The sequence below is a fragment of the Promicromonospora umidemergens genome (genome assembly GCF_024171995.1).
Classification (GTDB): Bacteria; Actinomycetota; Actinomycetes; order Actinomycetales; family Cellulomonadaceae; genus Promicromonospora; species Promicromonospora umidemergens.
The window spans coordinates 160,454-185,536 of the sequence record NZ_JAMTCT010000001.1; the positions used below are offsets into that span (position 1 = coordinate 160,454).

The 25,083-nt window shown below is 73.9% G+C and carries 20 protein-coding genes; 13 read left to right on the forward strand and 7 right to left on the reverse strand.

All coding sequences use genetic code 11. The features are described from left to right. Nucleotides 1–2: 2 nt before the first annotated feature. Both APR04_RS00765 and APR04_RS00770 read right to left on the reverse strand, forming a co-directional pair. Entirely contained in the window at nucleotides 3–1,598 is a 1,596-nt protein-coding gene (locus APR04_RS00765) for a glycerol-3-phosphate dehydrogenase/oxidase (protein ID WP_253867205.1), read from the reverse strand. Nucleotides 1,599–1,640: 42 nt separating this feature from the next. Further along, nucleotides 1,641–2,273 carry a TetR/AcrR family transcriptional regulator gene (locus tag APR04_RS00770; protein ID WP_253867206.1) on the reverse strand — a complete coding sequence of 211 codons (633 nt, stop codon included), beginning with the start codon at nucleotides 2,271–2,273 and terminating at the stop codon, nucleotides 1,641–1,643. Between the two features lie 64 nt (nucleotides 2,274–2,337). Here APR04_RS00770 and APR04_RS00775 point away from each other — a divergent pair, with 64 nt between their 5' ends. The 4 genes from APR04_RS00775 to sigJ all read left to right on the forward strand — a co-directional run bounded on the left by APR04_RS00775 (nucleotide 2,338) and on the right by sigJ (nucleotide 7,174). Beyond that, nucleotides 2,338–3,981, forward strand: a complete 1,644-nt coding sequence (locus tag APR04_RS00775) for an FAD-binding oxidoreductase (RefSeq protein WP_253867207.1) — start codon at nucleotides 2,338–2,340, stop codon at nucleotides 3,979–3,981. 76 nt (nucleotides 3,982–4,057) lie between these two features. Then, nucleotides 4,058–4,975, forward strand: coding sequence for a diacylglycerol kinase family protein (locus APR04_RS00780; RefSeq protein WP_253867208.1), 918 nt, complete (start codon nucleotides 4,058–4,060; stop codon nucleotides 4,973–4,975). Nucleotides 4,976–5,501: 526 nt separating this feature from the next. Beyond that, on the forward strand, nucleotides 5,502–6,131 hold the full coding sequence (locus tag APR04_RS00785) for a carboxymuconolactone decarboxylase family protein (protein ID WP_253867209.1): 630 nt from the start codon (nucleotides 5,502–5,504) through the stop codon (nucleotides 6,129–6,131). Further along, complete coding sequence (gene sigJ / locus APR04_RS00790; protein WP_308292306.1) at nucleotides 6,131–7,174, forward strand: RNA polymerase sigma factor SigJ; 1,044 nt, start codon at nucleotides 6,131–6,133, stop codon at nucleotides 7,172–7,174. The genes APR04_RS00785 and sigJ overlap by 1 nt, the downstream gene beginning before the upstream one ends. Here sigJ and APR04_RS00795 read toward each other — a convergent pair. Then, nucleotides 7,164–7,925 carry an IclR family transcriptional regulator gene (locus APR04_RS00795; protein ID WP_253867210.1) on the reverse strand — a complete coding sequence of 254 codons (762 nt, stop codon included), beginning with the start codon at nucleotides 7,923–7,925 and terminating at the stop codon, nucleotides 7,164–7,166. The two genes, sigJ and APR04_RS00795, sit on opposite strands and share 11 nt — an antisense overlap. 322 nt (nucleotides 7,926–8,247) lie before the next feature. Between APR04_RS00795 and APR04_RS00800 the strand changes: the two genes are divergently transcribed. From APR04_RS00800 to APR04_RS00815, 4 genes are all read left to right on the forward strand, one after another. Beyond that, a complete protein-coding gene (locus APR04_RS00800) occupies nucleotides 8,248–9,513 on the forward strand; it encodes a cytochrome P450 (protein ID WP_253867211.1) in 1,266 nt (421 codons plus the stop codon). A 65-nt stretch (nucleotides 9,514–9,578) separates the two neighbouring features. Beyond that, nucleotides 9,579–11,204 carry a Re/Si-specific NAD(P)(+) transhydrogenase subunit alpha gene (locus tag APR04_RS00805; protein WP_253867979.1) on the forward strand — a complete coding sequence of 542 codons (1,626 nt, stop codon included), beginning with the start codon at nucleotides 9,579–9,581 and terminating at the stop codon, nucleotides 11,202–11,204. Then, nucleotides 11,201–12,604 carry a Re/Si-specific NAD(P)(+) transhydrogenase subunit beta gene (gene pntB, locus APR04_RS00810; protein ID WP_253867212.1) on the forward strand — a complete coding sequence of 468 codons (1,404 nt, stop codon included), beginning with the start codon at nucleotides 11,201–11,203 and terminating at the stop codon, nucleotides 12,602–12,604. Before APR04_RS00805 ends, pntB begins: the two co-directional genes overlap by 4 nt. A gap of 153 nt (nucleotides 12,605–12,757) precedes the next feature. Continuing rightward, nucleotides 12,758–13,186 carry a hypothetical protein gene (locus APR04_RS00815; protein ID WP_253867213.1) on the forward strand — a complete coding sequence of 143 codons (429 nt, stop codon included), beginning with the start codon at nucleotides 12,758–12,760 and terminating at the stop codon, nucleotides 13,184–13,186. A gap of 30 nt (nucleotides 13,187–13,216) precedes the next feature. On the opposite strand, the gene APR04_RS00820 is transcribed toward APR04_RS00815, so the two are convergent. Both APR04_RS00820 and APR04_RS00825 read right to left on the reverse strand, forming a co-directional pair. Further along, entirely contained in the window at nucleotides 13,217–14,638 is a 1,422-nt protein-coding gene (locus APR04_RS00820) for a hypothetical protein (protein ID WP_253867214.1), read from the reverse strand. Nucleotides 14,639–14,667: 29 nt separating this feature from the next. Next, entirely contained in the window at nucleotides 14,668–16,065 is a 1,398-nt protein-coding gene (locus tag APR04_RS00825) for a hypothetical protein (protein ID WP_253867215.1), read from the reverse strand. 177 nt (nucleotides 16,066–16,242) lie between these two features. On the opposite strand from APR04_RS00825, the gene APR04_RS00830 reads away from it, so the two are divergent. From APR04_RS00830 to APR04_RS00850, 5 genes are all read left to right on the forward strand, one after another. Beyond that, a complete protein-coding gene (locus APR04_RS00830) occupies nucleotides 16,243–17,700 on the forward strand; it encodes a condensation domain-containing protein (RefSeq protein ID WP_253867216.1) in 1,458 nt (485 codons plus the stop codon). After that, nucleotides 17,697–19,223, forward strand: coding sequence for a hypothetical protein (locus APR04_RS00835; RefSeq protein WP_253867217.1), 1,527 nt, complete (start codon nucleotides 17,697–17,699; stop codon nucleotides 19,221–19,223). Before APR04_RS00830 ends, APR04_RS00835 begins: the two co-directional genes overlap by 4 nt. Further along, nucleotides 19,204–20,682: a condensation domain-containing protein gene (locus APR04_RS00840; protein ID WP_253867218.1), complete on the forward strand. Its 1,479-nt coding sequence runs from the start codon at nucleotides 19,204–19,206 to the stop codon at nucleotides 20,680–20,682. The genes APR04_RS00835 and APR04_RS00840 overlap by 20 nt, the downstream gene beginning before the upstream one ends. A gap of 99 nt (nucleotides 20,683–20,781) precedes the next feature. Then, the gene (locus APR04_RS00845; RefSeq protein ID WP_253867219.1) at nucleotides 20,782–21,366 is read left to right on the forward strand and encodes an ArsR/SmtB family transcription factor; all 585 of its coding nucleotides are present in this window, start codon (nucleotides 20,782–20,784) and stop codon (nucleotides 21,364–21,366) included. Between the two features lie 49 nt (nucleotides 21,367–21,415). Next, nucleotides 21,416–22,696, forward strand: a complete 1,281-nt coding sequence (locus tag APR04_RS00850; RefSeq protein ID WP_253867220.1) for an MFS transporter — start codon at nucleotides 21,416–21,418, stop codon at nucleotides 22,694–22,696. A 113-nt stretch (nucleotides 22,697–22,809) separates the two neighbouring features. Here APR04_RS00850 and mqo read toward each other — a convergent pair whose 3' ends face one another. Further along, nucleotides 22,810–24,300: a malate dehydrogenase (quinone) gene (gene mqo / locus APR04_RS00855; RefSeq protein ID WP_308292307.1), complete on the reverse strand. Its 1,491-nt coding sequence runs from the start codon at nucleotides 24,298–24,300 to the stop codon at nucleotides 22,810–22,812. A 98-nt stretch (nucleotides 24,301–24,398) separates the two neighbouring features. After that, nucleotides 24,399–25,076, reverse strand: a complete 678-nt coding sequence (locus tag APR04_RS00860) for a maleylpyruvate isomerase family mycothiol-dependent enzyme (RefSeq protein ID WP_253867222.1) — start codon at nucleotides 25,074–25,076, stop codon at nucleotides 24,399–24,401. Nucleotides 25,077–25,083: the final 7 nt, after the last annotated feature.

The following is a 25,083-nucleotide window of genomic DNA, read 5'->3' on the forward strand; positions in this document are numbered from 1 at the left end:
CGTCAGAGCCGCGCCAGGGTGTCGGCGACCAGCTCCGCGACGACGTCGTGCACCGCCGCGCGGTCGGCGGGGACCAGCCCGACCCGGGTGCGGCGGTCCAGCACGTCGTCCGCGTCCAGCGCACCCTCGTGCGTGACCGCCCACTCGATCTCGGCGCGCGTGATGTCCAGGTGCCCAGCGGTCGTGATCCCCTGCCCGACGGCGGACGCCGCACCCGGCAGTGCGGCAGCGGCCAGCACCTGAGCGGCCTCGGCGCCGTACCGCGCCACGAGGGAGGCCGGCAGGGTCCCGGCCTGCGTCGATCGCCTGACCAGCGACGGCGCCCCGACCAGTGACGGCGCCCCGACCAGCGGCAGGTCGGCGGTCCAGCACGGCCCAGCGGTGAGCCCGGCGTGCCGGACGGCCAGGTCCACCGCGTCCTCGGCCATGGTCCGGTAGGTCGTCAGCTTGCCGCCCAGCACGTTCACCGCGCCGGTGGCCGGCGACACCTCCACGAGGTGCTTGCGCGAGACGTCGGACGTCACCGTGCCCGCGCCGTCGCCCGGCCTGGCCGCGTCCACCAGGGGCCGCAGCCCCGCGAAGGTGCCCACGACGTCGTCGGGCACGAGGGGGCGGTCCAGCAGGCCGGACACGGTCTCCAGCAGGAAGTCGACCTCGCCCTGCGTGGCTACCGGCACGTCCGGGACCGGGCCGGGTGCCTCCTCGTCGGTGAGGCCGATGACCACCCGGCCGAGCTGCGTGGGCAGCGCGAAGACGTAGCGCGACCCGGAGCCGGGTACCGGGACCATGAGGGCGCCGGCCGGACGGCCGAGCCGCGCGGCGGGCACCACGACGTGCGTGCCGCGGCTCGGTCGTAGCCGCACCGACGGGTCGACCGTCCCTGCCCACACGCCCGTCGCGTTCACGACCACGCGGGCGCGCACGGTCAGGGTCGTGCCGGTGAGCGCGTCCTCGAGCGTCGCGCCGTCCGCGCGCAGCTCGGTGGCCCGGACGCGCGTGAGGATCCGTGCCCCGCGCCCCGCGGCGGTCCGGGCCAGGGCGACGACGAGCCGGGCGTCGTCGACGAGCTGGCCGTCGTGCGCTATCCAGGCGCCGCGCAGGCGCGTCCGCGCGACGGCCGGCACGAGCCGGGCGGCCGCACCGGGCCGGGCGAGGCGGGGGCCTGGCAGCACAAGGGACGACGTCCCGGCGTCGCGGCGCAGCAGGTCGCCGAGCCCGAACCCGATGCCCGCCGTGAGGCCCTGCCGCCTGCCCACGCCGGGCGCGAGCGGGAGCACCTGCGGCAGCGCGCGCACCAGGTGCGGCGCGGTGCGGGTCATCAGGACGTGGCGCTCCCGCGCGCTCTCGCGGGCCACGCCGACGTCGCCGGTGGCCAGGTACCGGAGCCCGCCGTGCGCCAGCTTGGAGCTCCAGCGGGAGGTGCCCCAGGCGAGGTCGCGTGCCTCGACAAGGGCGACGGAGAGGCCGCGCGCCGCCGCGTCGAGCGCCACGCCGGTGCCCGTCACCCCACCGCCGACCACGAGCAGGTCGACGGTCTCGGAGGCGAGCTCGTCGAGCTCGTCGGCGCGCCGGACGGCGGTCAGGGCAGTGCGCTGCATCGGTCCTGCTTCCGGGTGAGGGGCATCGGGCGTGGTGCCCGATCAGGGACGGAGATACCCGTCGAGGGCGTGCGCGAGCTCGGTGCGCAGGGCGCCGGCGTCGATGACCGTGGTGACCGTCTTGTAGGACAGCACTGTCGACTGGGTGATGAGCAGGACCATGACGGCCAGGTCGGAGGCGGGCCCCTGGCGGACCGTCCCGCCCTCCTGGGCGGCGGTGAGAGCCGCGGCGAGCCACTCGAGGCTGACGCGCTGCGAGCGGCCGATCCGCTGGAACGCGTACTGGGTGAAGACCTCTGGCTCGTGGGTCAGCAGGCGCCCGTACACGGGGTCGGTGCGGAGCAGCTCGCTGAACCGGACCACCTTCTCGACGACGGTGGCGCGGTCGCTGGCGTGCGGGCCGACGGCGGTGATCACGCGCTGCGCACGGTGCACGAGGAGCGCGCGCAGCACGTCCTGAGCCGACTCCCAGCGCCGATAGACGGTGGGCCGCGAGACGCCGGCGGCCCTCGCCAGCTCGGTGACGGACAGGCCACGGGTGCCCCGGGTGGCGACCAGCTCGGCGGCGGACGCGAGCAGGCGCGCCTCGATGTCGACGGGCTCGGTGCCGTGGGGCTCGGTGTCGGGGTGCTCCGGCGGCGAGATCGGCCCGGGCGGCACGTTACGGATTGTCATGTTGTGTCACACTGTAACGCGCACCGGGCCCGACTGCCAGGCCCGCCGACGACCCGGAGGACACGTGAGCACAGAGCCGCAGCACGAACGCATCGACATGCGGTGGTCCGGCTGGGGCGACCCCGGCGCGGCACACGGGCTCCCCGGCGGTGTGAAGCTCCTGCTCGCAGCGGTGCTCGGCCGGATACCGGCGGCACGCCCCGCGCCGGACCTCGCGGAGGTCACGGTCACCACCCCACCCCTGGACGACGCCGACGTGGCGGCCCTCGCCTCGGTCGTCGGTGCTGCCCACGTCGACGTCGGGCGCGAGGCCCGGATGCTGCACGCGGGCGGGAAGTCCACGCCGGACCTGCTGCGGCGCAGGCAGGCCGAGCAGGTCGCGCCGGGCGTCGTCGTGCTGCCCGGCTCCGAGGACGAGGTGGCCGCGGTGCTGGCGGTCGCCGGTGAGCGGAGCCTCGCCGTCGTGCCGTTCGGTGGCGGCACCGCCGTGACCGGCGGGCTGGAGCCGGACGCCGGGGCGCACCGGGGCGTCGTCAGCCTCGATCTGCGCCGGCTGGCCGGGCTGGTCACGCTGGACACCACGGCTCAGGAGGCGACCCTCTGGGCAGGGACCACCGCACCGGCCGCCGAGTCGGCGCTGGGCGAGCAGGGCTTCGAGCTGGGCCACTTCCCCCAGAGCTTCGAGTTCGCGACCCTTGGCGGGTTCGCCGCCATGCGCTCCTCCGGCCAGAGCTCGGCCGGGTACGGGCGGTTCGACGCCATGGTCACCGGGCTGCGCGTGGTGACACCGACCGGGCTGCTCGACCTGGGCCGCGCACCCGGGTCCGCCGCGGGCCCTGACCTGGTGCGCTGGTTCCTCGGCTCGGAGGGCGCCTTCGGCGTGATCACGCAGGTGCGGGTGCGGGTGCACCCCACGCCGGAGGTGCGGCTGTTCGATGCCTGGACCTTCGGCGACTTCGTGGCCGGCGCCGACGCGCTGCGCCGGGTGGCCCAGCTCGGCACCGGCCCCACGGTGCTCCGGCTGTCCGACGAGGACGAGACGGCGGTCTCCCTCGCGCAGGTCGGCAACCTCGGCAAGGCGCTGGCCAGGGGCTGCTCCGCCGTCGTGCTGCACGAGGGTCCCGACGGACTGGCCCAGGCTCGGCGCGAGGCCACCACGCGGGTGCTGCGCGAGGCGGGCGGAAGGCCGGCCGCCGAGAAGCTGGCGGTGTCCTGGGACCACGGCCGGTTCAAGGCGCCCTACCTGCGCGACGCGCTGCTCGACAACGGCGTGTTCTGCGAGACCCTCGAGACCGCCACCACGTGGTCGAACCTGCACGCGCTGAAGACCGCGGTCACCGGCGCGCTGGCGGACGGCCTGGCCAAGGAGGGGGCGAAGAGCCGCGTCCTCTGCCACGTCTCCCACGTGTATCCGACAGGGGCGTCGCTCTACTTCACGGTGATCGCCGGCCTCGGCGTCGACCCGCTCGTGCCGTGGGAGCGGGTGAAGCACCGCGTGAACGACGCGATCACGGCGGCGGGCGCCACCATCAGCCACCACCACGGGGTCGGCGCGGACCACGCCCCCTGGCTGGAGCAGGAGATCGGCGAGGTCGGGCTCCGGATGCTGCGGGCGGTCAAGGCAGAGCTGGACCCGGCGGGGATCATGAACCCCGGCGCGCTGCTCGGCCCGACGACGCCGCCGCGCCCGGCCGGGCAGGGCGGCTGACCAGGTAGGTTGCGGCCCACCACATACTTCGCAGGTTCGACGACAGGGCGTCCGACGGCGGGCGCGTGGAGCTGACATGACTGAGCAGTTCGGCGGGACCGGGCACATCGCCGTGCTCGTGAACCCCGCATCGGGGCGTGGCTCCGGCGCGGGAGGCGGCCATGCGGCAGTCGACCGGCTCCGCGCGCGTGGCGTCGACGTCCGCGTCTACCAGGGTGCCGACGCCGAGGAGACGGTGGCGCTCGCGAAGAAGGCGGTCGACGAGGAACCTGCCGTCGTGGTGGTCGCGGGGGGCGACGGCACCATCTCGTCCGTGCTGCAGCCGGTCCTGGAGGCGGGCCTGCCGCTCGCGGTGGTCCCCGGGGGCACCGGCAACGACCTGGCCCGGGAGCACGGGATACCGCTCGGAGACCCGGCCGCCGCGGCGGACCTGGCGCTCGACGGCGCCCGCAAGCGTGTCGACACGGGCACCATCACGGCCGACGACGGCACGGTGCGCCACTTCGTCACCGTCCTGTGCGCCGGCCTGGACTCCCTGACGAACGAGCGCACCAACCGCATGACCTGGCCCACCGGCCCCGCCCGGTACCGGATCGCGGTGTACGCGGAGTGGCTGCGGCTCAAGCGGTTCGGCTACCGGCTGGACCCCGTGGGCGCCCCGGCGCTCGCGCAGGACGGGTACGTGCTCGGGATCGGCCTCACCAGGTCCTACGGGGGCGGGGTGCCGATCTGCCCCCGCGCCGACCCGACGGACGGGCTCCTCGACGTCACCCTCGTGCACGCGGTGGGCCGGTTCCGCTTCATGGCGTTCGATGGCCTCATCAAGGCGGGCAAGCACGTCGAGCGGCCGGACGTCACCACGCTGCGGACCTCCGCGATCCGGGTCGAGGCACCGGCCGGCCTGGTCGCCTACGCGGACGGCGAGTACGTCGGACCGCTGCCGGTCACGGTCGAGGCGCACCGGGAGGTGCTGACGCTCTGCGTCCCGGTGTGAGGTTCCGAGCTGCTTCCGGCCGCGGTCGAGCCGCAAGTTGGTGGTGAGTCGGGTCGCGGGGTGGGTTCGAGCCGCAAGTTGGTGGTGAGTCGGGTCGCGGGGTCGCCGAGCCGCAAGTTGATCGTGACCGGGGCCGCCGAGCCGCAAGTTGCTGGTCCTGAGAGCGTCTGGTGGACCAGTTCGCTTCGGTTCGGCACGCCGATTCACGTTCAACCTTCGGTTCGGCACGCCGATTCACGTTCAACCTTCGGTTCGGCACGCCGATTCACGTTCAACCTTCGGTTCGGCACGTCGGCTGACGATTAACTTGCGGTTCGGCGGGCTCGGCACGTTCAACCTTCGGTTCGGCATGCCGGCTGACGATTAACTTGCGGTTCGGCGCACCCGGCCAGCGCACTCGACCACCAGCCGCCTTCGGTACGACCTTGGCCGGTGTGACCCGGATCACGGCGTGCTCGTGTCACGTCCGGGAGCCGGGTGGTGTCTGGAGGGTGTCCGCGATGAAGCCACCGAACGGAGACCGACCATGTCCAGCACACCGAGCGAGCCGGACCGGAACGAGCCGGACCGCAGCATCAGCACCAGGATCACCAGCGCCGTCCCGAACACCCTGACCAACCGGGCCATGGCCGTGTTCTCCCGCCGGCGGTACGGTGCGGTGCTGGATCCGCTGGTCGCCGTCGGGCATCACGGGAAGGTGACCCGGACGTATGCGCTCACCGAGCTCGGCGTCGGCGGCTGGAAGGCCCTCGACCCCGGCCTGAAGTCGCTTGCGGTGATGGCCGCCTCCGTGGCGATCGGCTGCACGTGGTGCGTGGACTTCGGCTACTGGGAGGCGCAGCACGAGCACCTGGACCCGGAGAAGCTGCACGACGTCCCGGCCTGGCGTTCGAGCGAGCGGTTCACGGACCTGGAGCGGGACGTGCTGGCGCTCGCGGAGGCCGAGACGGCCACCCCGCCGTCCGTCGACGATCACCTCGTCGCGCGCCTGATCGCTGCCCTCGGCGAGGAGGCCTTCACGGAGCTCGTAGCCATCGTGGCGGTCGAGAACCTCCGCAGCCGCGTCAACGCCGCGATGGGGCTGAGCGCGCAAGGCTTCAGCGACCGCTGCGAGGTCCCGCTCGGCGGTGCCCTCGCCGAGGTCGGCGAGCAGTAGTGCCCGACGACGTCGCGGCCGGCCCGCGCCCAGAGGTCGCCGAGCCCCCCGAGCCTCCCGAGCCTCCCGAGCCTCCCGAGCCTCCCGAGCCTGCCGAGCGCCCCGAGCCTCCCGAGCCTCCCGAGCCTCCCGAGCCTGCCGAGCGCCCCGAGCCTCCCGAGCCTCCCGAGCCCCCCGAGCTCGCCGACCTGTTCGAGGCCAACCGCCGTCTGCTGTTCACCGTCGCCTACGAGCTGCTCGGCGCGGCCGCCGACGCCGAGGACGTGGTGCAGGAGGTATGGCTGCGGTGGTCGGCGGCGGACCGGTCCGACGTCGTCGAGCCGCGGGCCTACCTGGTGCGGATCACGACCCGGCTGGCTCTGAACCGGCTCCGCGCGCTGCGGCGCGCCCGGGAGACGTACGTCGGGCCGTGGCTGCCCGACCCGCTCCTGACCTCGCCCGACGCCGCCCACCCGGTCGAGCGGGCCGAGGAGGTGTCGCTGGCGCTGCTCGTCGTGCTGGAGACGCTGTCGCCCCTGGAACGGGCGGTCTTCGTGCTGCGGGAGGTGTTCGACCTGCCGTACCAGGAGATCGCCGAGGCGCTGGACCGCGACGTGCCGGCACTACGCCAGACCGCGCACCGGGCCCGCGAGCACGTCCGGGCGCGGCGCCCGCGCTACACGCCCGCCGGCTCCCAGCACGCCGAGGCCACGGAACGGTTCCTCACGGCGTGCTTCACGGGCGACCTCGCCGGCGTGCTGGCCGCGCTCGCCCCCGAGGTGGAGCTCGTGACCGACGGCGGCGGTGTCGTCCGCGCGGCTCGACGGATCATCCGGGGCGCGGACAAGGTGTCCCGTGCGCTGATCGCGTTCGCGGGCGACAGCACGATGGCGCACCTGGAGTGGGTACCCGTCGAGATCAACGGGGCGCTCGGCACGATGGCGCTGCTCGACGGCGTGCCGACGATGGCGACCGCCGCCGAGTACGACGGCGACCGGCTGGTGCGGATCATGGTGTTCCGCAACCCGACGCGGCTGGCCGGGCTGGACCGGGTCAGACCGTAGCGAGGTCCCCGGCCACCAGGCCCAGCTCGCGGCTCGCCTGCGGGGGTACGGACTCGCCGGGGATGCTGAGCCCGACCGCCCACGCGACGTCGTCGCGGGCCCGGCGGGGGACGAGGTGGGCGGCACAGGTGATGTCGTCGCGGAACTCGCCGTGCTCTTCGACAACGGTATCGGGACGCAAGCGAGCGAGCTGCGCGTCGAGCGACCGGATGTCGGAGGCGGTGCGCGCGGTGAACTTGCGCATCCCGGCGTCCACCACCAGCTCGTAGCGTTCCCGGCGGGAGATGCCGAGCAGCAGCGCCTTGCCGAGCGCGGTGGCGTGCGCGGAGACGTCGAGCCCGCGCTCCAGGTCCTCCAGGTACGGCGAACCGGGGGCCTCCGCGTAGTCGACGACGACCACCCGGCCTGCGCTGATGCGCCCGAGGTACGCGCTGTAGCCGGTGCTCTGGGCCAGGTGGCGCAGCACCTCACGGGTGTCGGGACCCCGGCCGAGCGAACCGAGCTGTTCGTAGAACCGCTGGCTCACCTGCTCGCCGACGTCGTACGTGCCGTCCTTGAGCCGGGTGACGTACCCCTTGTACGCGAGCGTGCGTACGAGGTGGTACGTGGTGGAGAGGTTGAGGCCGCTGCGGCGGGCTATCGCCTTGACCGGCAGGCCGGGAGAGCTGGTCACGACCTCGAGCACCCGAAAGGCGCGGGCCACGCTCTGCACCAGGTCGTCCGGGCGTTCCCGGTCGGCGTCCAGAGTCACGTGGCCCCCTCGTTCGTCGGCTCGTGGCCGGCGGTCGTTCCGACTGAAATTGTCCCGCCCGGATGGGTCTCGACAGGGTCGATCGAGGGTGCGACAGTGTGTGTGCCCTCGCAGTCATCGTAGCCACGGGCGCAGCCGAGGTCACGATGCTGGTTGGAACACGGGTGGGTTCACCCTGGGCGGTCGACGACGATGCACAGATACGGCGAATCCATGAATTTACCTGAACCGGGTTATATCGGGCAAGTGCCCGACGGGCTCTCGGGCCGCAGGCACGGGCCGGCCTCCCTCTCCGAGAAGGCCGGCCACCTTGCTCGGTGACATGCGCGGCACGCAGGACCGTCCCTGGCCGAGTGCCCGGCCCGTCCGGCTCAGCGAGGTCTCGCGCCTGAAGCCGCTGGTGCGCGCGTCGGCGATGCAGGACCCGCGCGAGTTCTACGACGAGCTCCAACGCGAGTGGGGCGAGGTGGCCCCCGTCGACCTGGAGCCGGGTGTCCCGGCGTGGCTGGTGATGGGGCAGCGGCTCGTCTACGACGTCATGCGCAACGAGCACCTCTTCGCCACCGACCCGCGGACCTGGAACGGGCACGCACGCGGCGGCCTGCCCGCGACGTCAGGCCTGCGCCCGGTTCTCACGTCACAGGAGCGGTTCGCCGCCAACTACACCGACGGCGCGCTGCGCCAGCGCCTGCGCGAACCGCTCGACGACGCGTTCGAGCAGCTCTCCGAGGGCATCACCGCCGCAAAGGTGCGCTCCTTCTGCAACCTGCTCATCGACCGCTTCGAGGACCGCGGCCGCGCTGACCTCATGCTCGAGTACGCGTCGGTGATCCCGTTCCTCGTCATCGCCGACATGATCGGGTTCGACCCGGAGGACGGGCAGCGCCTGTTCGACCTGACCCGCAGGGTCGCCGGGGGCGGTACCGACGCTGCGCCCGCCGTGGTCGAGGTCGACCGCCTGCTCGGCGACCTCGTGGCGGTCCGTCGCCGGGTCCCGCAGCGTGACCTCGCGAGCTCCCTCGCCGCGCACCCGAACATGCGGGACGACGTCGAGGTGGCCCACACCCTGCTGATCGTCGCCTACTCGGGGAACCTGACGCTGACGGCCTGGGTGGCGCAGACCCTGCTGCTGACCCTCACCGACTCACGGTTCTCCGGCCGGCTGCACGGCGGCCGCATCGACCTGGACAACGCGATGGACGAGGTGCTCTGGCGCTCCACCCCGACCATCAACACCCTGCCCCGCTTCGCCCGGCAGGACATCGTGCTGGACGGCAAGCACATCGCGGCCGGCGACCCGCTCGTCCTGGCGATCCACGCCGCGAACACCGACCCGCGGATGGACACGGGCGACCCGTGGGACCACGTCGGCAGCCGCGCCCACGTGTCGTTCGGCACCGGGCCGCACGCGTGCCCGGCGCCCCGCACGGCCCGCGTGATCGCCCGGATCGCCGTCGAGACGATCCTGCGCAGGCTCGACGTCGTGCTGCGGATCCCCGCCTCCGAGGTCACCTGGGACCAGACGCTGTGGATCCGTCAGCCCGTGCGCCTCCCGGTCACCTTTCCGCCGCCCATGGTGTCGGCATAGCCGCCGCACGTGCCCGGATCCGCGAGGTCAGGCGGTAGGTTGCGCACGTGAACGAGGAGGCTCAGATGCGCATCGGTATCCCGGACGACGGCGGGCCGCTCGTGCCCGCCACCCCGACGACCACCGCCCGGCTGGTCGGTCTCGGCTACGACGTCTCCGTCGCCACCGGCGCCGGCGCCGGGGCGGGCTTTCCGGACACGGCGTACGAGGCAGCGGGCGCCGTCGTCGTGCCCGACGGCGAGGCATGGTCCGCCGACGTCGTGGCGATCACCCGGGCGCCCGACGTGCTGGCCGCGTCCGGCCCCGCGGGACTGCGACCGGGCGCGCGCGGCCCGGACGGGCTGCGGATCGGAGCGGTCCTGATCGCGCAGATCGCTCCCGCCGCACGCCCCGACCTGGTGCGCGCGCTCGCCAACCGCGGCGTCACCGCCTTCGCCCTTGACGCCGTGCCGCGCATCTCGCGGGCGCAGTCGCTCGACGTGCTGAGCGCCCTGTCGAACGTCGCGGGGTACCGCGCGGTGGTCGAGGCGGCCGCCGAGTTCGGCGGCATGTTCTCCGGCCAGGTCACCGCGGCAGGCACCACCCCACCGGCGAACGTCTTCGTCATCGGCGCGGGCGTGGCCGGGCTCGCCGCCATCGGCGCGGCAGGCAGCCTCGGCGCACAGGTGCGCGCCTTCGACGTCCGGCCAGAGGTCGCGGAGCAGATCGAGTCCATGGGCGCGACCGTCGTCCGGGCCGACGACGCCGCGCAGCAGGTCAGCGCCGACGGCTACGCCTCAGCGCTCACCACCGACCAGGAGGCGGCGGCGCTGCGCGCGTACGCCGTCGAGACCGCCGCCGCCGACATCGTCGTCACGACGGCCCTCGTGCGCGGCACCGCGCCCACCACCATCACCGCCGAGATGGTCGCGAACATGCGGCCGGGAAGCGTGATCGTCGACCTCGCGGCACCGGGCGGCGGCAACTGCGAGCTGACCGTGCCGGGGGAGCGGGTGGTCAGCGCCAACGGCGTCGTGGTCCTCGGCTACACGGACCTGCCCGACCGCATGCCACGGCACACCTCCGAGCTGCTCGGCACGGCGGTCGCCAACCTGGTCCAGCTCGGCACGCCGAACCGCGACGGCCGCCTCGCGCTCGACCCGGACGACGTCGTCGTGCGCGGCATGACCGTCGCCGCCCGCGGCGAGGTGCTGTGGCCGCCTCCGCCGGTGGCGGTGTCTGCGCCGGCGTCACCGGTCAGGCCGGCCTCGGCGGTCGAGCCCGCCGAGACCGCGCCAGGGTCCCGACAGGCTCGACCGACGGGGGCCGGGTCGCGACAGGCCCATCCGGCGACGCGGGCCGTGCTGCTCGGGCTCGGCGCAGTGCTCGCCGCGCTCGCCGTGGCCGCGTCACCCGCCGACCAGGTCGCACACCTCACCGTGCTGGCGCTCGCCGTCGTGGTCGGGTTCTACGTGATCTCGCACGTCAGCCACGCCCTGCACACTCCGCTGATGTCCCAGACCAACGCCATCTCCGGCATCATCCTCGTCGGTGGGATGCTGCAGATCGGCTCGTCCGACCCGGTGGTGACGACGCTGGCCGTGCTGGCGTCCGCGGTCGCGAGCATCAACATCTTCGGCGGGTTCCTCGTGACCCACCGCATGCTCGGGATGTTCCGCAGGGGCGCCCCGACCGACGGGAGCGGCCGATGACCGTCGAGTCCATGGTCCAGGCCGTCTACCTCGTGGCGGCGGTGCTGTTCGTCCTCTCCCTGGCCGGGCTGTCGAAGCAGGAGACCGCACGGCGCGGCGTGCTGCTCGGCATGACCGGCATGGGGCTCGCCCTTGCGGCGACCGTAGCGCTCGCGCTGGACCGGTCCGAGCGGCCCGTCGGCCAGACGGCGGGCCTGATCCTCCTGGTGCTCGTGGTGGGCGCCGCCGTGGGCACGTGGCGGGCGCGGACCGTCGAGATGACGCAGATGCCGGAGCTCATCGCGCTGCTGCACTCGTTCGTGGGCGCGGCGGCGGTGCTCGTGGGCCTCGGGTCCTACCTGTCCGAGCCGGCGGGGTCCGGCGGTGCGGTGCACCTCGTCGAGGTGTTCCTCGGCGTGCTGATCGGGGCCGTGACGTTCACCGGCTCCGTGGTGGCGTTCGGCAAGCTGTCTGGACGGCTGAGGTCGTCGCCGCTGATGCTGCCCGGCCGCAACTGGCTCAACCTGGCGGCCGTCGTCGCGTGCGGCGGGCTGCTCTGGTGGTTCCTCGCGGCGGGCACTGCGGGCCTGGTCCCGCTGCTGCTCATGACGGTGGTGGCGCTGGCGCTGGGCTGGCACCTGGTGGCGGCGATCGGCGGGGGCGACATGCCCGTCGTCGTCTCGATGCTGAACTCCTACTCCGGGTGGGCGGCCGCCGCGGCGGGGTTCATGCTGGGCAACGACCTGCTCATCATCACGGGTGCGCTCGTCGGGTCGTCCGGTGCGATCCTCAGCTACCTCATGTGTCGCGCGATGAACCGGTCGTTCGTGAGCGTGATCCTTGGCGGGTTCGGTACCGGTCCCGGCGTCGCGGCGGCGGGCGGTGACGCCGAGCAGGGCACCCATCGCGAGACGACGGCGCTCGAGGTGGCCGACCGGCTGACCGCCGCCCGGTCCGTGATCGTCGTGCCGGGCTACGGCATGGCCGTGGCGAAGGCCCAGTACCCCGTGGCGGACCTGGTGGCTCGGCTCACGGCCCGCGGGACCGTCGTGCGGTTCGGTATCCACCCGGTCGCCGGCCGGCTGCCCGGGCACATGAACGTGCTGCTCGCCGAGGCCAAGGTGCCCTACGACCAGGTGCTCGGCATGGACGAGATCAACGGCGACTTCGGCAGCACCGACGTCGTGCTCGTGATCGGCGCCAACGACACCGTGAACCCGGCGGCCCAGGACGACCCTGCGTCGCCCATCGCGGGCATGCCGGTGCTCGAGGTGTGGCAGGCTCGTGAGGTGGTCGTCTTCAAGCGATCCATGGCGACGGGCTACGCGGGGGTACAGAACCCGTTGTTCTTCCGTGAGAACACCGCCATGCTGTTCGGAGATGCGAAGGACCAGGTGGAGCTCATAGTTCAGGCGCTATGACTAGGCTGGTCCCTGCGTCACGGTGCTGTCTTTTGCATTCGGGTCGTCATGTGTGGGTGAATTGAAGGTGACGCGCTGACATGGCGCGGTAACGAGTTGGTATAACGGGGTGCGCCAGGAAAGCCCGGTGCTGTCCCTCAGTGCGGAGGCCGAGTGTTGACACGCTCTCTCGTGATCGGAACGGTCACGATCGTGGGGTTCCTGGTGCTTGTCGCGACCACTGAGCTCTTCTATTTCGGACCCCCCGATGGCGCCCAGAACGGCGGCGAGGTCTTCGCCTCGCTCGGTGGTGCGGCCCTCACGCTGCTCACCTGGGCCGGCGTCGGCTGGTGCGTCGCGCGGACAGCGCGAGCCCTGCGCCTGACCCGCTTCTCGGTGCTCGTCGGCATGGTCGGGCCGGTGGCGGCGATCGTCGCCTTCGCCGTGACGATCGACCTGGACGGCTGGGCCACCGGGTTCGGTGCGCTGTCGTTCGCCGCGGCGTCGGCCGGCGTGCTGGCGACGCTCCGACGTCGGCGTCCCGCCCAGGCCGGCGCGGTGTCCAGCCCGGAGAGCCACCCTGCGATCCAGCTGCCCGCCTAGCTCCTTGGTCCTCTCACAGCGAGGGTGGGGTTACCAGAAGCGGGTCGGGAGGGCGTAGCGGGCGTACACGGCCTCCACCGCCGCCCGTACCTGACCGGGCTCGCCGAGCCGTTCGTCGTCCAGCCCGAGCACCACGAGCGTCGCCACGCCGTCGTGCTCCGACCACCAGGAGTCCAGGCCGCCGCGCATCTGACGCAGCCGCCCGCGGGTCAGGCTCTGCGTGACGCCCCGCATCAGCACGCTGGAGGCTGGCACGCCCAGCGGCGCCGCGAAGGTCGCTGGCAGCCTGCCCAGGTTCGAGGCCAGGCACAGCGGTGCGGTGGCATCGCGCGCGGCGTGCCTGGCGACGGCGTCGGGCACCATCTGCAGGAGGGGCTTCAGCGGGCCGAGCGCGTCCACCCGCGTGCCGGACGCCAGGCCCCGGAACGCGGCCGCGACACCGGCCCGGATCTGCCCCATGTCGGCCACCGCCCCGGCCCGCTCCGGTGCCGGTGTCACCGTGGTGTCGACGGCGACGGAGACGCCGGACGTCGCGTTGGACCGTAGGTCGTCCTTGCCGCGGAGGCTGACGGGCACGGAGACGCGCACCGGCATGCCGGCCGTCGCGGCGCCGGCGGCGAGCAGGATCTCCGTGCACACCGCGATCAGGAGGCTGTTCGCCGTACCGCCGGCCGCGTGGGCCGCACGGTGCCAGGTGGAGGCATCGGTGTCGACCACGACGACCGGAGGGTTGGCCGGCTGCGCGTCGTCGGTGCGGGCGGCCGGCCGGGGCCGGTCCGCCGACTGCTGCGCCAGCACCGGCGGCACCGGGCCCTGCCGGGCCGCGTGCCGCAGACCAGCGACGGCCGCGCGGGCCTGGCCGGTGGCGTCGCGCAGGTCGGCCACCAGCCCGGTGCGGATACGTTCGTCCTCCCTCGGCAGGCGGCGGGTGCCGGACGCCGAGGCGAACACCCCGGCGTCGTCCGCCCTGAACCCCGCGGCGGCGACGGCGGCCTGGAGCGCGCCCACGTGCATCCCGCCGTCGGCCACCACGTGCGACGTCACGTAGCTGAGCACGCTTCTGCCGCTCACCGTCGGCGCCGCCGCGAGGGCCCAGGTGGGGCCGTGCTCCGGGTCCAGGTTCGCCTGGGCCTGCCGGTCCGCCCAGGTGAGCACCGCGTCGTCACGCACGGGGGTGGACTCGACCAGCGGGTCGAGCGACATGCTGGAGAGGGACCAGCGGTCCCGGGCGCCTGGAAGGCGGCCCGGCCGGACCACGCGCTGCAGCGGCCCGTCCGCGAGGGCGCGGTGCAGCGCGCGCACGGCGTCGGCGTCCAGCGGTGCGGGCAGCCGCCAGACGGTCTGGTTCACCACCGCGACCCCGAGCACGCGCCGGGTGCGCAGAAAGAGGTCGTCGTCATAGGTGAGGCGGTTGCTGGCCGCGGGGTCGCTGGTGGTCGCTGGGCTGGTCACGGGGCCTCCGGTGCGGGGAAGGGTGGCGGTCACCAGGACACCGCCGGGATCTGCCAGCCGTCCGTCTCGGTGAGCACGAGACGGCGCAAGGTCTCGGCGTCGGGCACCCGGTCGGGGTCAAGAGCCGCGACGCTGAGCGTCGTCGTCCGGCCCGCGGTGGTGCAGAAGGCGACCAGCCCGCCACCCGCGGCGCGCAGCTCGGCGGCGGAGGCACCCTGGTAGTGCGACAGGGTGGCGACCGCGCGCACCATGCCGCCCGGCGCCTGCGTGAACCCGTCGGGTGGCGTGCCGAGGTTGGACGCAAGGGCCGCGGCGACCGGCGGCTGCGGCAGGCGGCTCACGGCCAGGTCGGGCAGCATCTGCACCAGCTCGAGCGGTACGGGAGCCACTCTCGGCTCGGCCCCGACGGCCGTGTACGCCTCCTTGGCGGCAGCCCGCACCCAGCCCAGGTCGCGCGCGGCGAGCACGTCGGCAGGGACCGTCACCCGGGCGATCTTGGTGGAGTTGGCCCGCGGGTCCTCCTCGCCGCGCGTGGACACGGGCAGCGCGACGGGCACCGGCTCGCCCGGGAACCGGCCGGTGGCGTGCACGAGCCGGGCGAGGAACGCCACGAACCACGTGTTGGGCGTCCCGCCGTGCCCGGCGGCGGCCTGGGCGACCCGGTCGGCAGGGAGCTCGAGGTGCAGCACGGGGGCGCGCCAGCCGACGTCGTCCGCCGAACCGCGGGCCGAGCCCGCCGGGACCGAGGCTCCGCCCGGCTCGCTGGTCGGGCTCGTCGAGACCAGCGAGGAGGGCTCGACGACCGCGCTGCGCTCCCGGGCGACCTGCCGCGCTCTGGCCCCCGCCCAGCGCGCGACCGCGCCGGCCTGCGCGGCGGCGTCGGCGGCGTCCGCCAGGAGCGCCCGGGCACCGCGTCCGGGCGGCGGCACGACCAGCGGGTCGGCGTGCGTCGAGGCGCGCACGAGGGCGTCGATGAGCGCTGCGCCGTCCGCGACCGCGTGCGCGCAGGTGAGGGAGACGATCCCGCCGCGGGCGGAGCCCGCGGCGTCCGCGCCCTGCGTCGCCACGTCGGCGGCGGCGAGCCGCCAGGAGCTCCCGTGTGCCGGGTCGAGCGGGAGGTCGGCCTGCGCCTGGGCCCAGGCCCCGACCGAGCTCTCGGCCACGGCCGCCGTCTGCAGGTCGAGGACGGGCAGGGTGCCGGCGGGCGCCCAGCAGTGCCGGGCGCCGGGCACCCGGGCGCGCACCACGCGCCGGTGGAGCGACCCGGCGGCGATCCCGTCGGCCAGATCACGCAGGCGGTCGGCGTCGTACGGCCCGTCGAGGCGCCACAGCACCTGGTTCACGACAGGGCTGGTCTCTCCGTCGTGCCGGCGCAGGAACATGTCGTCGGCAAACTGCAGCCGTAGTGCGGGCGGCGGGTTCGGCACGCATTCCTCCGTCTCGGGCGCCCCTGGCCCAGGGGCGGTCATCGTGTTCGGGTGAACATTACCCATGAGACTGACTTTCACCCGCTGGATCCGATATAAAGGTCGCCGCAAGGGGGCCGCGGAACTCGTTCGACGTCGTGCTGGCGTGCCCACCGATCGATCGAGGGACCCGACCGCATGGAATACACCGAGCTCGCGGCCTACGACCTGCCTGCGGGGACCGTGACGTCGTGGACGCCGCGCGCCGACGCCGGGCGCTGGCAGCAGGACCCACGGGACCTGTCGCCCGGGCACGAGGCGCACCTGCGCGACTCCGAGCCGGGTTCCTGGATCGGGTCCGTGCTGCGCGTGCCCGGCCCGTACGAGCCGGAGCCGCTGCGCCGCGCGATCCACGCCTGGATGTGCCGCCACGAGGTGCTGCGCACCACGGTCACGCGCGACGCGGGCCAGGGCTGGCGGCGGGTGACGGCTCCCGCCGAGGCCGTCGCCGTCCGGGACCTGGTCGTCGGCGACCTGACGGCCGGCCAGGTGACGGCCCTGCTGCCGAGCCTGCTCGCCGACGTCTCACCCCCCGCCTGGCCGCACTGCGTCCTGGCGAGCGTCGAGCCGGTCGGCGCCGGGCCGGAGCGCGCCGACCACTTCGTGCTCGCGTTCGGCGCCGACCACTCGGTGATGGACGCCTACTCCCAGCTCCTCTGGTTCGAGGAGATCGTCTCGCTGTACGACGCCGCCCGCCAGGGCGTGGCAGACGCCGAGCTGCGTGCGCTGGAGGTCGGCTCGCACGTGGACTTCTCGGCCGAGGACCGCAAGCTCGCGATGACGCTCGCCGCCGACGGCGAGCCCGTGCGCCGCTGGCTCGACTTCCTCGGGCCGGACGCGGCATTTCCCCGCTACGGGACGGACGGCGTCACCCGTCCCGCCGCCGACGCCGGCGAGGCGAGCCGCCCGCAGGCGTCCCGGTCGTCGTGGCTCGCCACCGTCGAGCAGACCGACGACCTGGGCGCCCGCAGCCGGGCCAGCGGTGCCTCCGCCCAGTCCGGGGTCCTGGCCGCGTTCGCGCACGCCGCGCGCCGGGTGCACGGGCTCGACCGGCTGCGGTTCGTCCTGCCGATGCACACCCGGTACGCGCCGCAGCACGCGGCCGCCGTCGGCTGGTACGTGGGCCTGTGCCCCGTGGACCTCGACCTCAGCGGCATCGACCCGGTGCTGCGTGACGTCGACGCCGGCCGGGCGCACCCGGCCCGCATGGTCGACGGCAACGCGCTGACCACCACCGTCGAGCGCGTGCACGCAGCGGTCCTGGCCGGCAAGCCCCTGGTCCGGTACTCGTTCGCGCGGATAGCGGAGCTGGGCGGCATCACCGACAGCCCGCACTTCGCCGTGTCGTACGTCGACACCCGGTTCGTGCCAGGGGCGGAGCGCTGGAGCACCTGGCAGGCCAGGACCCTGCGCAGCCCCGCGTACGGCACCGACGAGCTCTACCTGTGGTTCCTGCGCACCCACGACGGGCTCAACGTCTCCACCCGGTACCCGGACACGCCCGAGGCGCACGCCGCGGTGGACGCGCTGGTCGAGGAGCTGCGCGGCTGCTTCCAAGCCCTCGGGTCGGACGGCAAGAGGGAGGCGGTCGCATGATCCTCGGCGCGATGGGCACCTGGGCCACGCGGCCCGGTCAGGTGCTGCACGTACGGCCGACGGCGGAGGCGCTCGCCGCGGCGGCGTCGGCCCCGGTGGATCCCGGACCACCGTCGTTCCTCCAGGGTGACCACCTGCGCGCCTTCGCTGCCCGACGGGCGGCCGACGGGCGGCACCGCGCCTGGACCGGCACCGCGACCCGTCTCGACGGCGTGCTCGACCGACCCGCCCTGGCCCGCGCGCTGACCCGGCTGGTCCGGCGGCACGAGGGACTGCGGACCTGGTTCGACGTCGACGCCTGCACCGGGGGCGGCCCACCGGTGCGCCGCCTGGTGCCCGCGGAGGCGGTCGTCTTCGAGACGGTCGAGGTCCCGGGCTTCTCTCCGGCGCCTGGCCGCTCGTGGGACGGCTGGGTGACCACGCACCTGACCGAGACGTTCGACGCCGCGTGCCGCCCCGACTCCTGGGCACCGTTCGCCCTCGGGGCCGTGGCCGCCGCCGACGGGTTCGGCCTCTTCTGGGGGTGCGACCACGCGTTCACCGACGGCGCGTCGCAGCTGATGGTGCTCAGCGAGATCGAGGAGCTGTACGCGGAGGAGCTCCTGCGCCGGTCGGGCGGCTCTCGCGGCTCTCGCGGGTCGAGCCCTGACCCTGACCACGACGCCGCCGGGTCCTTCCTCGACCACGCGCGAGCCGAGCACACCCTCGCGGCCGCGACCCCCGCGGACGCCCCCGAGATCCGGGCCTGGGCGGACGCCGTGACCGCGCACGACGGCCGCCTGCCCGGCTTCGCGCTGGACCTCGGGCTGGCGCCGGGCGAGACCGCGCCCGTGCGGATCCGCTCAGCGACCCTGCTCGACGTCGACGGCCTCGCGCGCCTGGACGAGGTGGCGGCCGCCCACGGTGCGCGCACCACCGGCGCGGTGTTCGCGGGGATCGCGCTCACGGACGCCCGGCTGACCGGGGCCACCGACTGGTTCGGCGTCACCGTGGTGGGCACGCGCGGGCCCGGGTTCGAGACCACGCAGGGCTGGCTGTGCAACTTCGCCCCGGTCACGTTCCCGGTGGCCCACTGCGGTGTCCCGGCGTCGTTCACCGACGTCCTGCCCGCTGCGCACGCGGCGTTCCGGCGGGCCAGGAAGGTGGCCGCCGTCCCGGTGCACGCGGCCCTCGGCATCATGCTGGCGGACGGCGTGCTCGACCCCGCCTCCCTCGGCAGCCCGCAGCTGATCAGCTACCTCGACCTGCGGCGGTTCCCCGGCGTCGGGCGGCCCGCCTACGACCGGGGACTGCACTTCACCGGGGAGGGCCGTACCGCCAACGCGTCCCTGTGGGTCAACCGCGACCACGAGCGGCTGTACGTCGTCACGCAGACCCCGGACACCCCGGCGGCGCAGGCCGCCGTCGACCGCTACATCGCTGAGCTGACCGCCACGTTCCAGGCCGCGACCGGGGCGTCCCGGCCGGCGGGCCGCACCCGGGACGAACGCCTGGAGGCGAGCGGTGCGGGTCGTCTCGGCTGACCTCTGGGAGCCGGCGCCCGGGCAGGTGCTCACCTGGGACGTCACCCCAGGGGTCGGCCTGGCGCCGGCCGCCGCACCGATCACCTTCAACCAGCGCAACCACCTGCTCGGTGCTCGGGGCGGCGAGCCGAGCGTGTGGATCACCGCCGCGTTCGACGTCGACGGCCCGGTCGACCCCGAGGTGCTCGAAACGGCCTTCCGCGAGCTCGTCGCCAGGTGCCCTGGGCTCGGCGTGGAGGCGGTCCGCGGGCCGCTCGACCGGGCCGGCGGCGTCGGCGGGACCGATCGGGCCGGCGGCATCGGACTGGTGCGGCACGATCCTGCCCGCCTCGTCTGGCAGCGGCACGACGGCCCGGTCACCCGGACGGTCGAGGACACTCGCGAGCACCTGGTGGCCGAGCTCGGCCGACGGTGCGCCCCCTTCGGCTACCCGGCGTTCCTGCCTGCGGCGATCAGCCGCCCGGACCGGTCAACGATCGTGCTCGGCATGGATCACCTGCACACGGACGCGTGGTCCACCGCCGTCGTCGTCGACGACCTGGCGGGGCTGTATACGCAGCGCGCGCGGCGCGGTGCGGCGGATCCCGTCGTCGCGACCGCCGCTCCCGCGGCGGCCGGCCTGGTCGCCTCCGCTGCTCCGGCGGCGAACGGACCGGCCGGTCCGCCCGCCGAACCAAAGCTCGTGAGCGCCGACGACCCGCGCCTCGCGACCTGGCACGGCTTCCTTCGCGACCACGGCTGGGCGCTGCCCACGTTCCCTCTCTCGCTCGGTACGCCCGACGGCGAGCGGGTGCCGCAGCGCACCGTCGTGCGGTCCTTGGCCGACGCCGCGACCGCGGACGCCGTCGCCGTACGTGCTGCGGCCGCCGGTGCGTCGACGTCGGCCGCCGTGCTGGCCACCTTCGCCCGGGCCGTCGCGGACCTCGGTGGCCCCACCGTGCTGGAGACCCTCCTACCGGTGCATACCCGTACCGACGAGGCGGCTCGCGGGTCCGTCGGCTGGCACACGACCACGGTCCCGCTGCGGATCGAGGTGGACACCCCGGTCGAGGTGGGCCCCTGGGCGGCGCCCGATACCCGTGACGGTGCCGGCACCGTCACGGACCTGGCGCTCGCGGCGACCGGCAAGGCGCTGCGGGCCGCGCGCGAGCTGTCCGCGGTGCCGCTGGAGCAGGTCCTGGGGACGCTGCCGCGCGCGCTGCGGCTCCCGCGGGTGGACATCTTCCAGGTGTCGTACCTCGACTACCGGCGCCTCCCCGGCCACCCCGCGGCCGCCGGGCGGCGAGCGCACCACGTCTCGGCCGCGACCTGGGCCGACGACCTCCAGGTCTGGGTGTCGCGCACCGACGACGGCGTGGCGGTGCGGGCCCGCATGCCGCGCACACCGACGGCGGTCGGGACGATCGACGCGCTGCTCGACCGCTGGGCGGCACGACTGGCGGACTTGGCTCCGGCCTGAGCGAGCTGCTGCTCGCGCGGTTGGACGGCTAGAAAGCTCAAGGCGTCATGGAGGGCGTCGGGGGCAGCGCTGTTGTCGGCGCCGTCCTACCCTGCCTGCATGGCTTCCGACGACGTCCGCACGCTCACCGAGGCCAGAGCGGTCACCGCCCTGGCCAACCCCGCCCGTTCCCGCCTGCTCGACTCGCTGACGGCCCAGGGGCCCGCCACGGCGTCGGTGCTCGCCGAGCGCACGGGGCTGGCCATCGGGAGCATCAGCCATCACATGCGGACGCTCGCCGCTGCCGGCCTCGTCGAGGAGGCGCCGGAGCTCGCCCGTGACCGGCGGGAACGCTGGTGGCGCCGCGCGGCACGGTCCATCACCTGGGGCCGGACGACGCTGCCGCGGGACGCCGAGAGCCAGCGCCAGGCCGTGGCGGCCGAGGAGTTCATGCTGGCGCGCCAGGTCGAGCGGGCTCGCACCTGGCTGGAGCGCCCTGGCGCTACGGACGAGTGGAGCAGGGCCGAGCTCTCCACGGACTCCTGGCTTCGGCTCACCCCCGAGGAGCTGGGCGAGCTCGGTGACGAGATCAACGAGCTCGTCGGGCGCTGGAAGGAGCGCGGCAGAACCGGCGGTGCGGGGGACGACACGGAGGGACGCGAGCACGTCTTCCTGTTCGCGCGGGCGTTCCCGTCGCGCCCCTGATCGAACAACGCATGTTGTACAAGGAGTCTTGTACATCTAGTCTGCGGGTATGACGACGTCGACAGCGCCCTCCCGCAGCACCGTGCCCGAGGGCCGGTCCCTCGCCCGCAACCGGCCCTTCGGTCTCCTCTGGCTCGGCGAGGGCGTGAGTGTGGTCGGCAACGCGACAACCTCGACGCTGCTGCCCCTGCTCGCCGTGACGCAGCTCGACGCCGGACCCGGCTGGATGGGGCTCATCGCGGCCGCAACCTGGCTGCCGTGGCTGGTGATCGGCCTGCCGGCGGGCGCCTGGGTCGACCGGCTCCCGGCCAGGCAGGTGATGATCATCGCGAACATCGTGTCCGCTGCCGCTCTGGGGAGCCTGCCTGTCGCCTTCGCGCTCGGGATGCTCACCCTGTCGCACATCGCGGTGGTCGGTCTGGTGGGTGGGACATGCACGGTGTTCTTCCGGACCGCCTACCAGGTGTTCCTGCCCGAGGTGGTGCGGGCCGACCAGCTCGAGTCCGCGAACGCGCGTCTCTTCGGTACCGAGTCCGCGGCGAACGTGGCCGGTCCCGGCCTGGGCGGCCTCCTTGCCCAGTGGCTGACGGCGGCGGCCGGGATCGCGCTCGACGCCGTAACCTTCCTCTGGTCTGCCGTATGCCTGTGGCGGATCCGGCTGCCGCGGCCGACGAAGGCGCCGCAAGGGCTCGCCGAGCCCCTGCTCGCGCGCATCCGGGAGGGTGTGGACCTGGTGCGCAGGGACCGCTACATCCCGTGGCTCGTAGGCATCGGCGGCGTGTCCAACTTCGGGCTCACCGGGTACGGGGCGCTCGCGGTCCTGTTTCTCGTGCGCGACCTGCACCTGACCGAGGCGGGGGTCGGCGCGGTCCTCGCGGCGTCAGGTGGTGGCGGCGTCCTTGGCGCAGTCGTCGCCCCGTTCCTGAGCCGGCGCCTCGGGAGCGGGCGGGCCTTCGTCGCCCTGCTGCTGCTCTGCGGTCCCGCCGCGCTGCTGGTCGGTGCAGGGCTTCCGGGGTGGGGTGCGGCGGTCAGCGCGGCCGGCGGCTTCCTGACCGGCATGTTCGTGGTGGCGGGCAACGTGATCCGGAACGCGTGGCGGCTGCGCTACGTGCCGGCCGGGCTGCGCGGTCGGGTGATGACAGTGATGCAGGTGGTGAACTTCGGCACCATGCCGCTGGCCGGCGTCGTCGCGGGCTGGCTCGGCGGGGCGATCGGCGTCCGCGAGACCATCCTGGTGATGGCGGCCGTCCACTGCCTCGCCTCGTGGACCGTGCTGCTCTCGCCCATGGCGAGGATGCGCGAGCTGCCGACCGGACCGCTGGGGGGGTAGCTGGTTGACGTCGGACGAACGTAGGGGTGGTCGCCTCATCAGGTTCGATGAGGCGACCACCCCTACGTTCGACTCCGTGCCGTGACCGGGCCTACGGTCGCCGGCGGCCGGGCTCAGGCGCCTGCCGTGACCCGGTCCGCGGTGAGCTCCGTTGTGTCGTAGTCCGCGCCGCCGCCGAGGCTCGGCATCATCGAGGTGAGCTGCGGCTTCCACTCGTCGTACCTGCCGGGGAAGCAGCGCTCCAGCAGCCCGGTCATCGCGGCGACGGCGGTCGAGGCACCCGGGGACGCGCCCAGCAGGCCGGCGATGGTGCCGTCCTTGGCCGCGACGACCTCGGTGCCGAACTCCAGCACGCCACCCTTGCCCTTGACCCACTTGATGACCTGGACGCGCTGACCGGCGGCGATCTTCTCCCAGTCGCCCGGCTGCGCGGTCGGCATGAACCGCTGCAGCTCGTGGAACTTGGTCTCAGGGGCCGCCGCGACCTGGCCCACCAGGTAGCCGGTGAGGTCGAGGTTCTTCACGCCGGCGCCCAGCATCGAGAAGACGTTGTGCAGGCGCAGCGACGTGATGAGGCCCAGGTACTTGCCCTTCTTGAGGTACTTGGGGCTGAACCCGGCGTACGGGCCGAACATCAGGTAGCCCTTGCCGTCCACGATGCGCGTGTCCAGGTGGGGCACGGACATCGGCGGCGCGCCGACGTCGGCCTTGCCGTACACCTTGGCCTGGTGCTGGGCGACGAGCTCCGGCTTCGCCGTGCGGAGGAACTCGCCCGAGATCGGGAAGCCGCCGTAACCGCGCGCCTCCTTGATGCCCGACGCCTGCAGCAGCGGCAGCGCACCGCCGCCCGCACCGACGAAGACGAACTTCGCGGTGACGGTGCGGCCGCGGGTCCCGGCGTTCCAGGACCGGTCGCGCAGGTTCAGGCGCCAGCGGCCGTCACGCAGCTTCTTGAGGCCCCGGACCTCGTGGTTCAGGTGCAGCTCCGTGTTGTGCGCCTCCGCGAAGCCGATCAGCTTCTTGGTCAGCGACCCGAAGTCGACGTCGGTCCCTGCGGCCGCGCGCGTCGCGGCGACCGGCTCGTCCGTGTCGCGGTCCAGGGTCATCAGCGGTGCCCACCGGCCGATGACGGCGGGGTCCGCGCTGAACTCCATGTCGCTGAACAGCGGGTGCACGCTCAGGGCCTCGTAGCGCCGGCGCAGGAAGTCCACGTTGTCGGCGCCGCGCACGAACGTCATGTGCGGCGTGACGTTGATGAAGTCGGTGCCCTCCATCAGGCCGGCGGTCAGGAGGTGGTTCCAGAACTCGCGGGAGGTGTGGAACTGCTCGTTGATCGTCACCGCCTTGGAGATGTCGACGGAGCCGTCCTTGCGCTCGGGCGTGTAGTTCAGCTCGCAGAGCGCGGAGTGGCCGGTACCCGCGTTGTTCCACGGGTTCGACGACTCGAGCGCTACCTCGTCGAGGCGCTCGTAGATTCCGATACGCCAGGTCGGCTCGAGGATCGTGAGCAGCGCGCCGAGGGTGGCACTCATGATCCCTCCGCCGATCAGCGCGACATCGACCTCTTCGGAGGGACGCGGGGCTGTCTGGAGGTAAGAAGTCACGTCAAGAACATTAGCGGGCTTGTGAAAAGCGGAACGAGCGCTGTGGCACGGATCACGTGGTCTCGGCCGTGACCTCCCTCACGCTCGTTCCGCAGGCGTCACCGGGCCGGCACGGCGGACGGCCAGGGCCCGAGCTCCGGCACGGCACCGCGCAGCGGCGTCGTCGGGACGCGCCCGGCCAGCCACGCCACGACGTCACGCGGGTCGCCGTCGAGGTCGGCGACGGACACGCCGTCGGGCAGCCGCACGGCCAGGAACTCCCGCAGCTGGGCGCACAGGGCGTCGTCCCAGGTCTCGTACCCGACGGCCTGGGGAGTGCCCGCCAGCGCGTCCACCCCGTGGATCCGGACCTCGCGCCACCAGGCGAGCAGACAGCCGGACAGTGGCCCGCCGCGATACCCGCTCGGCGCGTCCCAGAGCGGCGAGCCCGGTGCCGGCCAGGCCTGCGCCAGGTCCGCACGCAGGCGCTCCAGGACCGCCACGTGCTCGGCGACGGAACGCCCCGCGCCCGCCTCGATCCCCGCGTCGCGCGCCTCCTGGCTCGCGTAGACGGGCACCACCTCGCCGCGCTCGGCGGCCTGGGCCTGACCCAGCATCGCGCCGCCGATCCCCGCGACGTGGGACAGGACGTGCCCGCGGGTCCAGCCCGCCAGGGGTGACGGCGCTGCGACGTCCTCCTCGGTCAGGTGCCCGACGGCGGCCAGCAGCGCCTCGAGTCCCGCTGTCGAGTCGGCGAGGGCGTGGGCGATCGGGTCCGTGCTCGTGCTCGTGGTCATCGATGTC

Coding starts and splice junctions, on each gene's coding strand:
- APR04_RS00765 (WP_253867205.1), bottom strand. CDS start 1,598: ATGCAGCGCACTGCCCTGACCGCCGTCCGGCGCGCCGACGAGCTCGAC.
- APR04_RS00770 (WP_253867206.1), bottom strand. CDS start 2,273: ATGACAATCCGTAACGTGCCGCCCGGGCCGATCTCGCCGCCGGAGCAC.
- APR04_RS00780 (WP_253867208.1), top strand. CDS start 4,058: ATGACTGAGCAGTTCGGCGGGACCGGGCACATCGCCGTGCTCGTGAAC.
- APR04_RS00785 (WP_253867209.1), top strand. CDS start 5,502: ATGTCCAGCACACCGAGCGAGCCGGACCGGAACGAGCCGGACCGCAGC.
- APR04_RS00800 (WP_253867211.1), top strand. CDS start 8,248: ATGCGCGGCACGCAGGACCGTCCCTGGCCGAGTGCCCGGCCCGTCCGG.
- APR04_RS00805 (WP_253867979.1), top strand. CDS start 9,579: ATGCGCATCGGTATCCCGGACGACGGCGGGCCGCTCGTGCCCGCCACC.
- pntB (WP_253867212.1), top strand. CDS start 11,201: ATGACCGTCGAGTCCATGGTCCAGGCCGTCTACCTCGTGGCGGCGGTG.
- APR04_RS00830 (WP_253867216.1), top strand. CDS start 16,243: ATGGAATACACCGAGCTCGCGGCCTACGACCTGCCTGCGGGGACCGTG.
- APR04_RS00835 (WP_253867217.1), top strand. CDS start 17,697: ATGATCCTCGGCGCGATGGGCACCTGGGCCACGCGGCCCGGTCAGGTG.
- APR04_RS00845 (WP_253867219.1), top strand. CDS start 20,782: ATGGCTTCCGACGACGTCCGCACGCTCACCGAGGCCAGAGCGGTCACC.
- APR04_RS00850 (WP_253867220.1), top strand. CDS start 21,416: ATGACGACGTCGACAGCGCCCTCCCGCAGCACCGTGCCCGAGGGCCGG.
- APR04_RS00860 (WP_253867222.1), bottom strand. CDS start 25,076: ATGACCACGAGCACGAGCACGGACCCGATCGCCCACGCCCTCGCCGAC.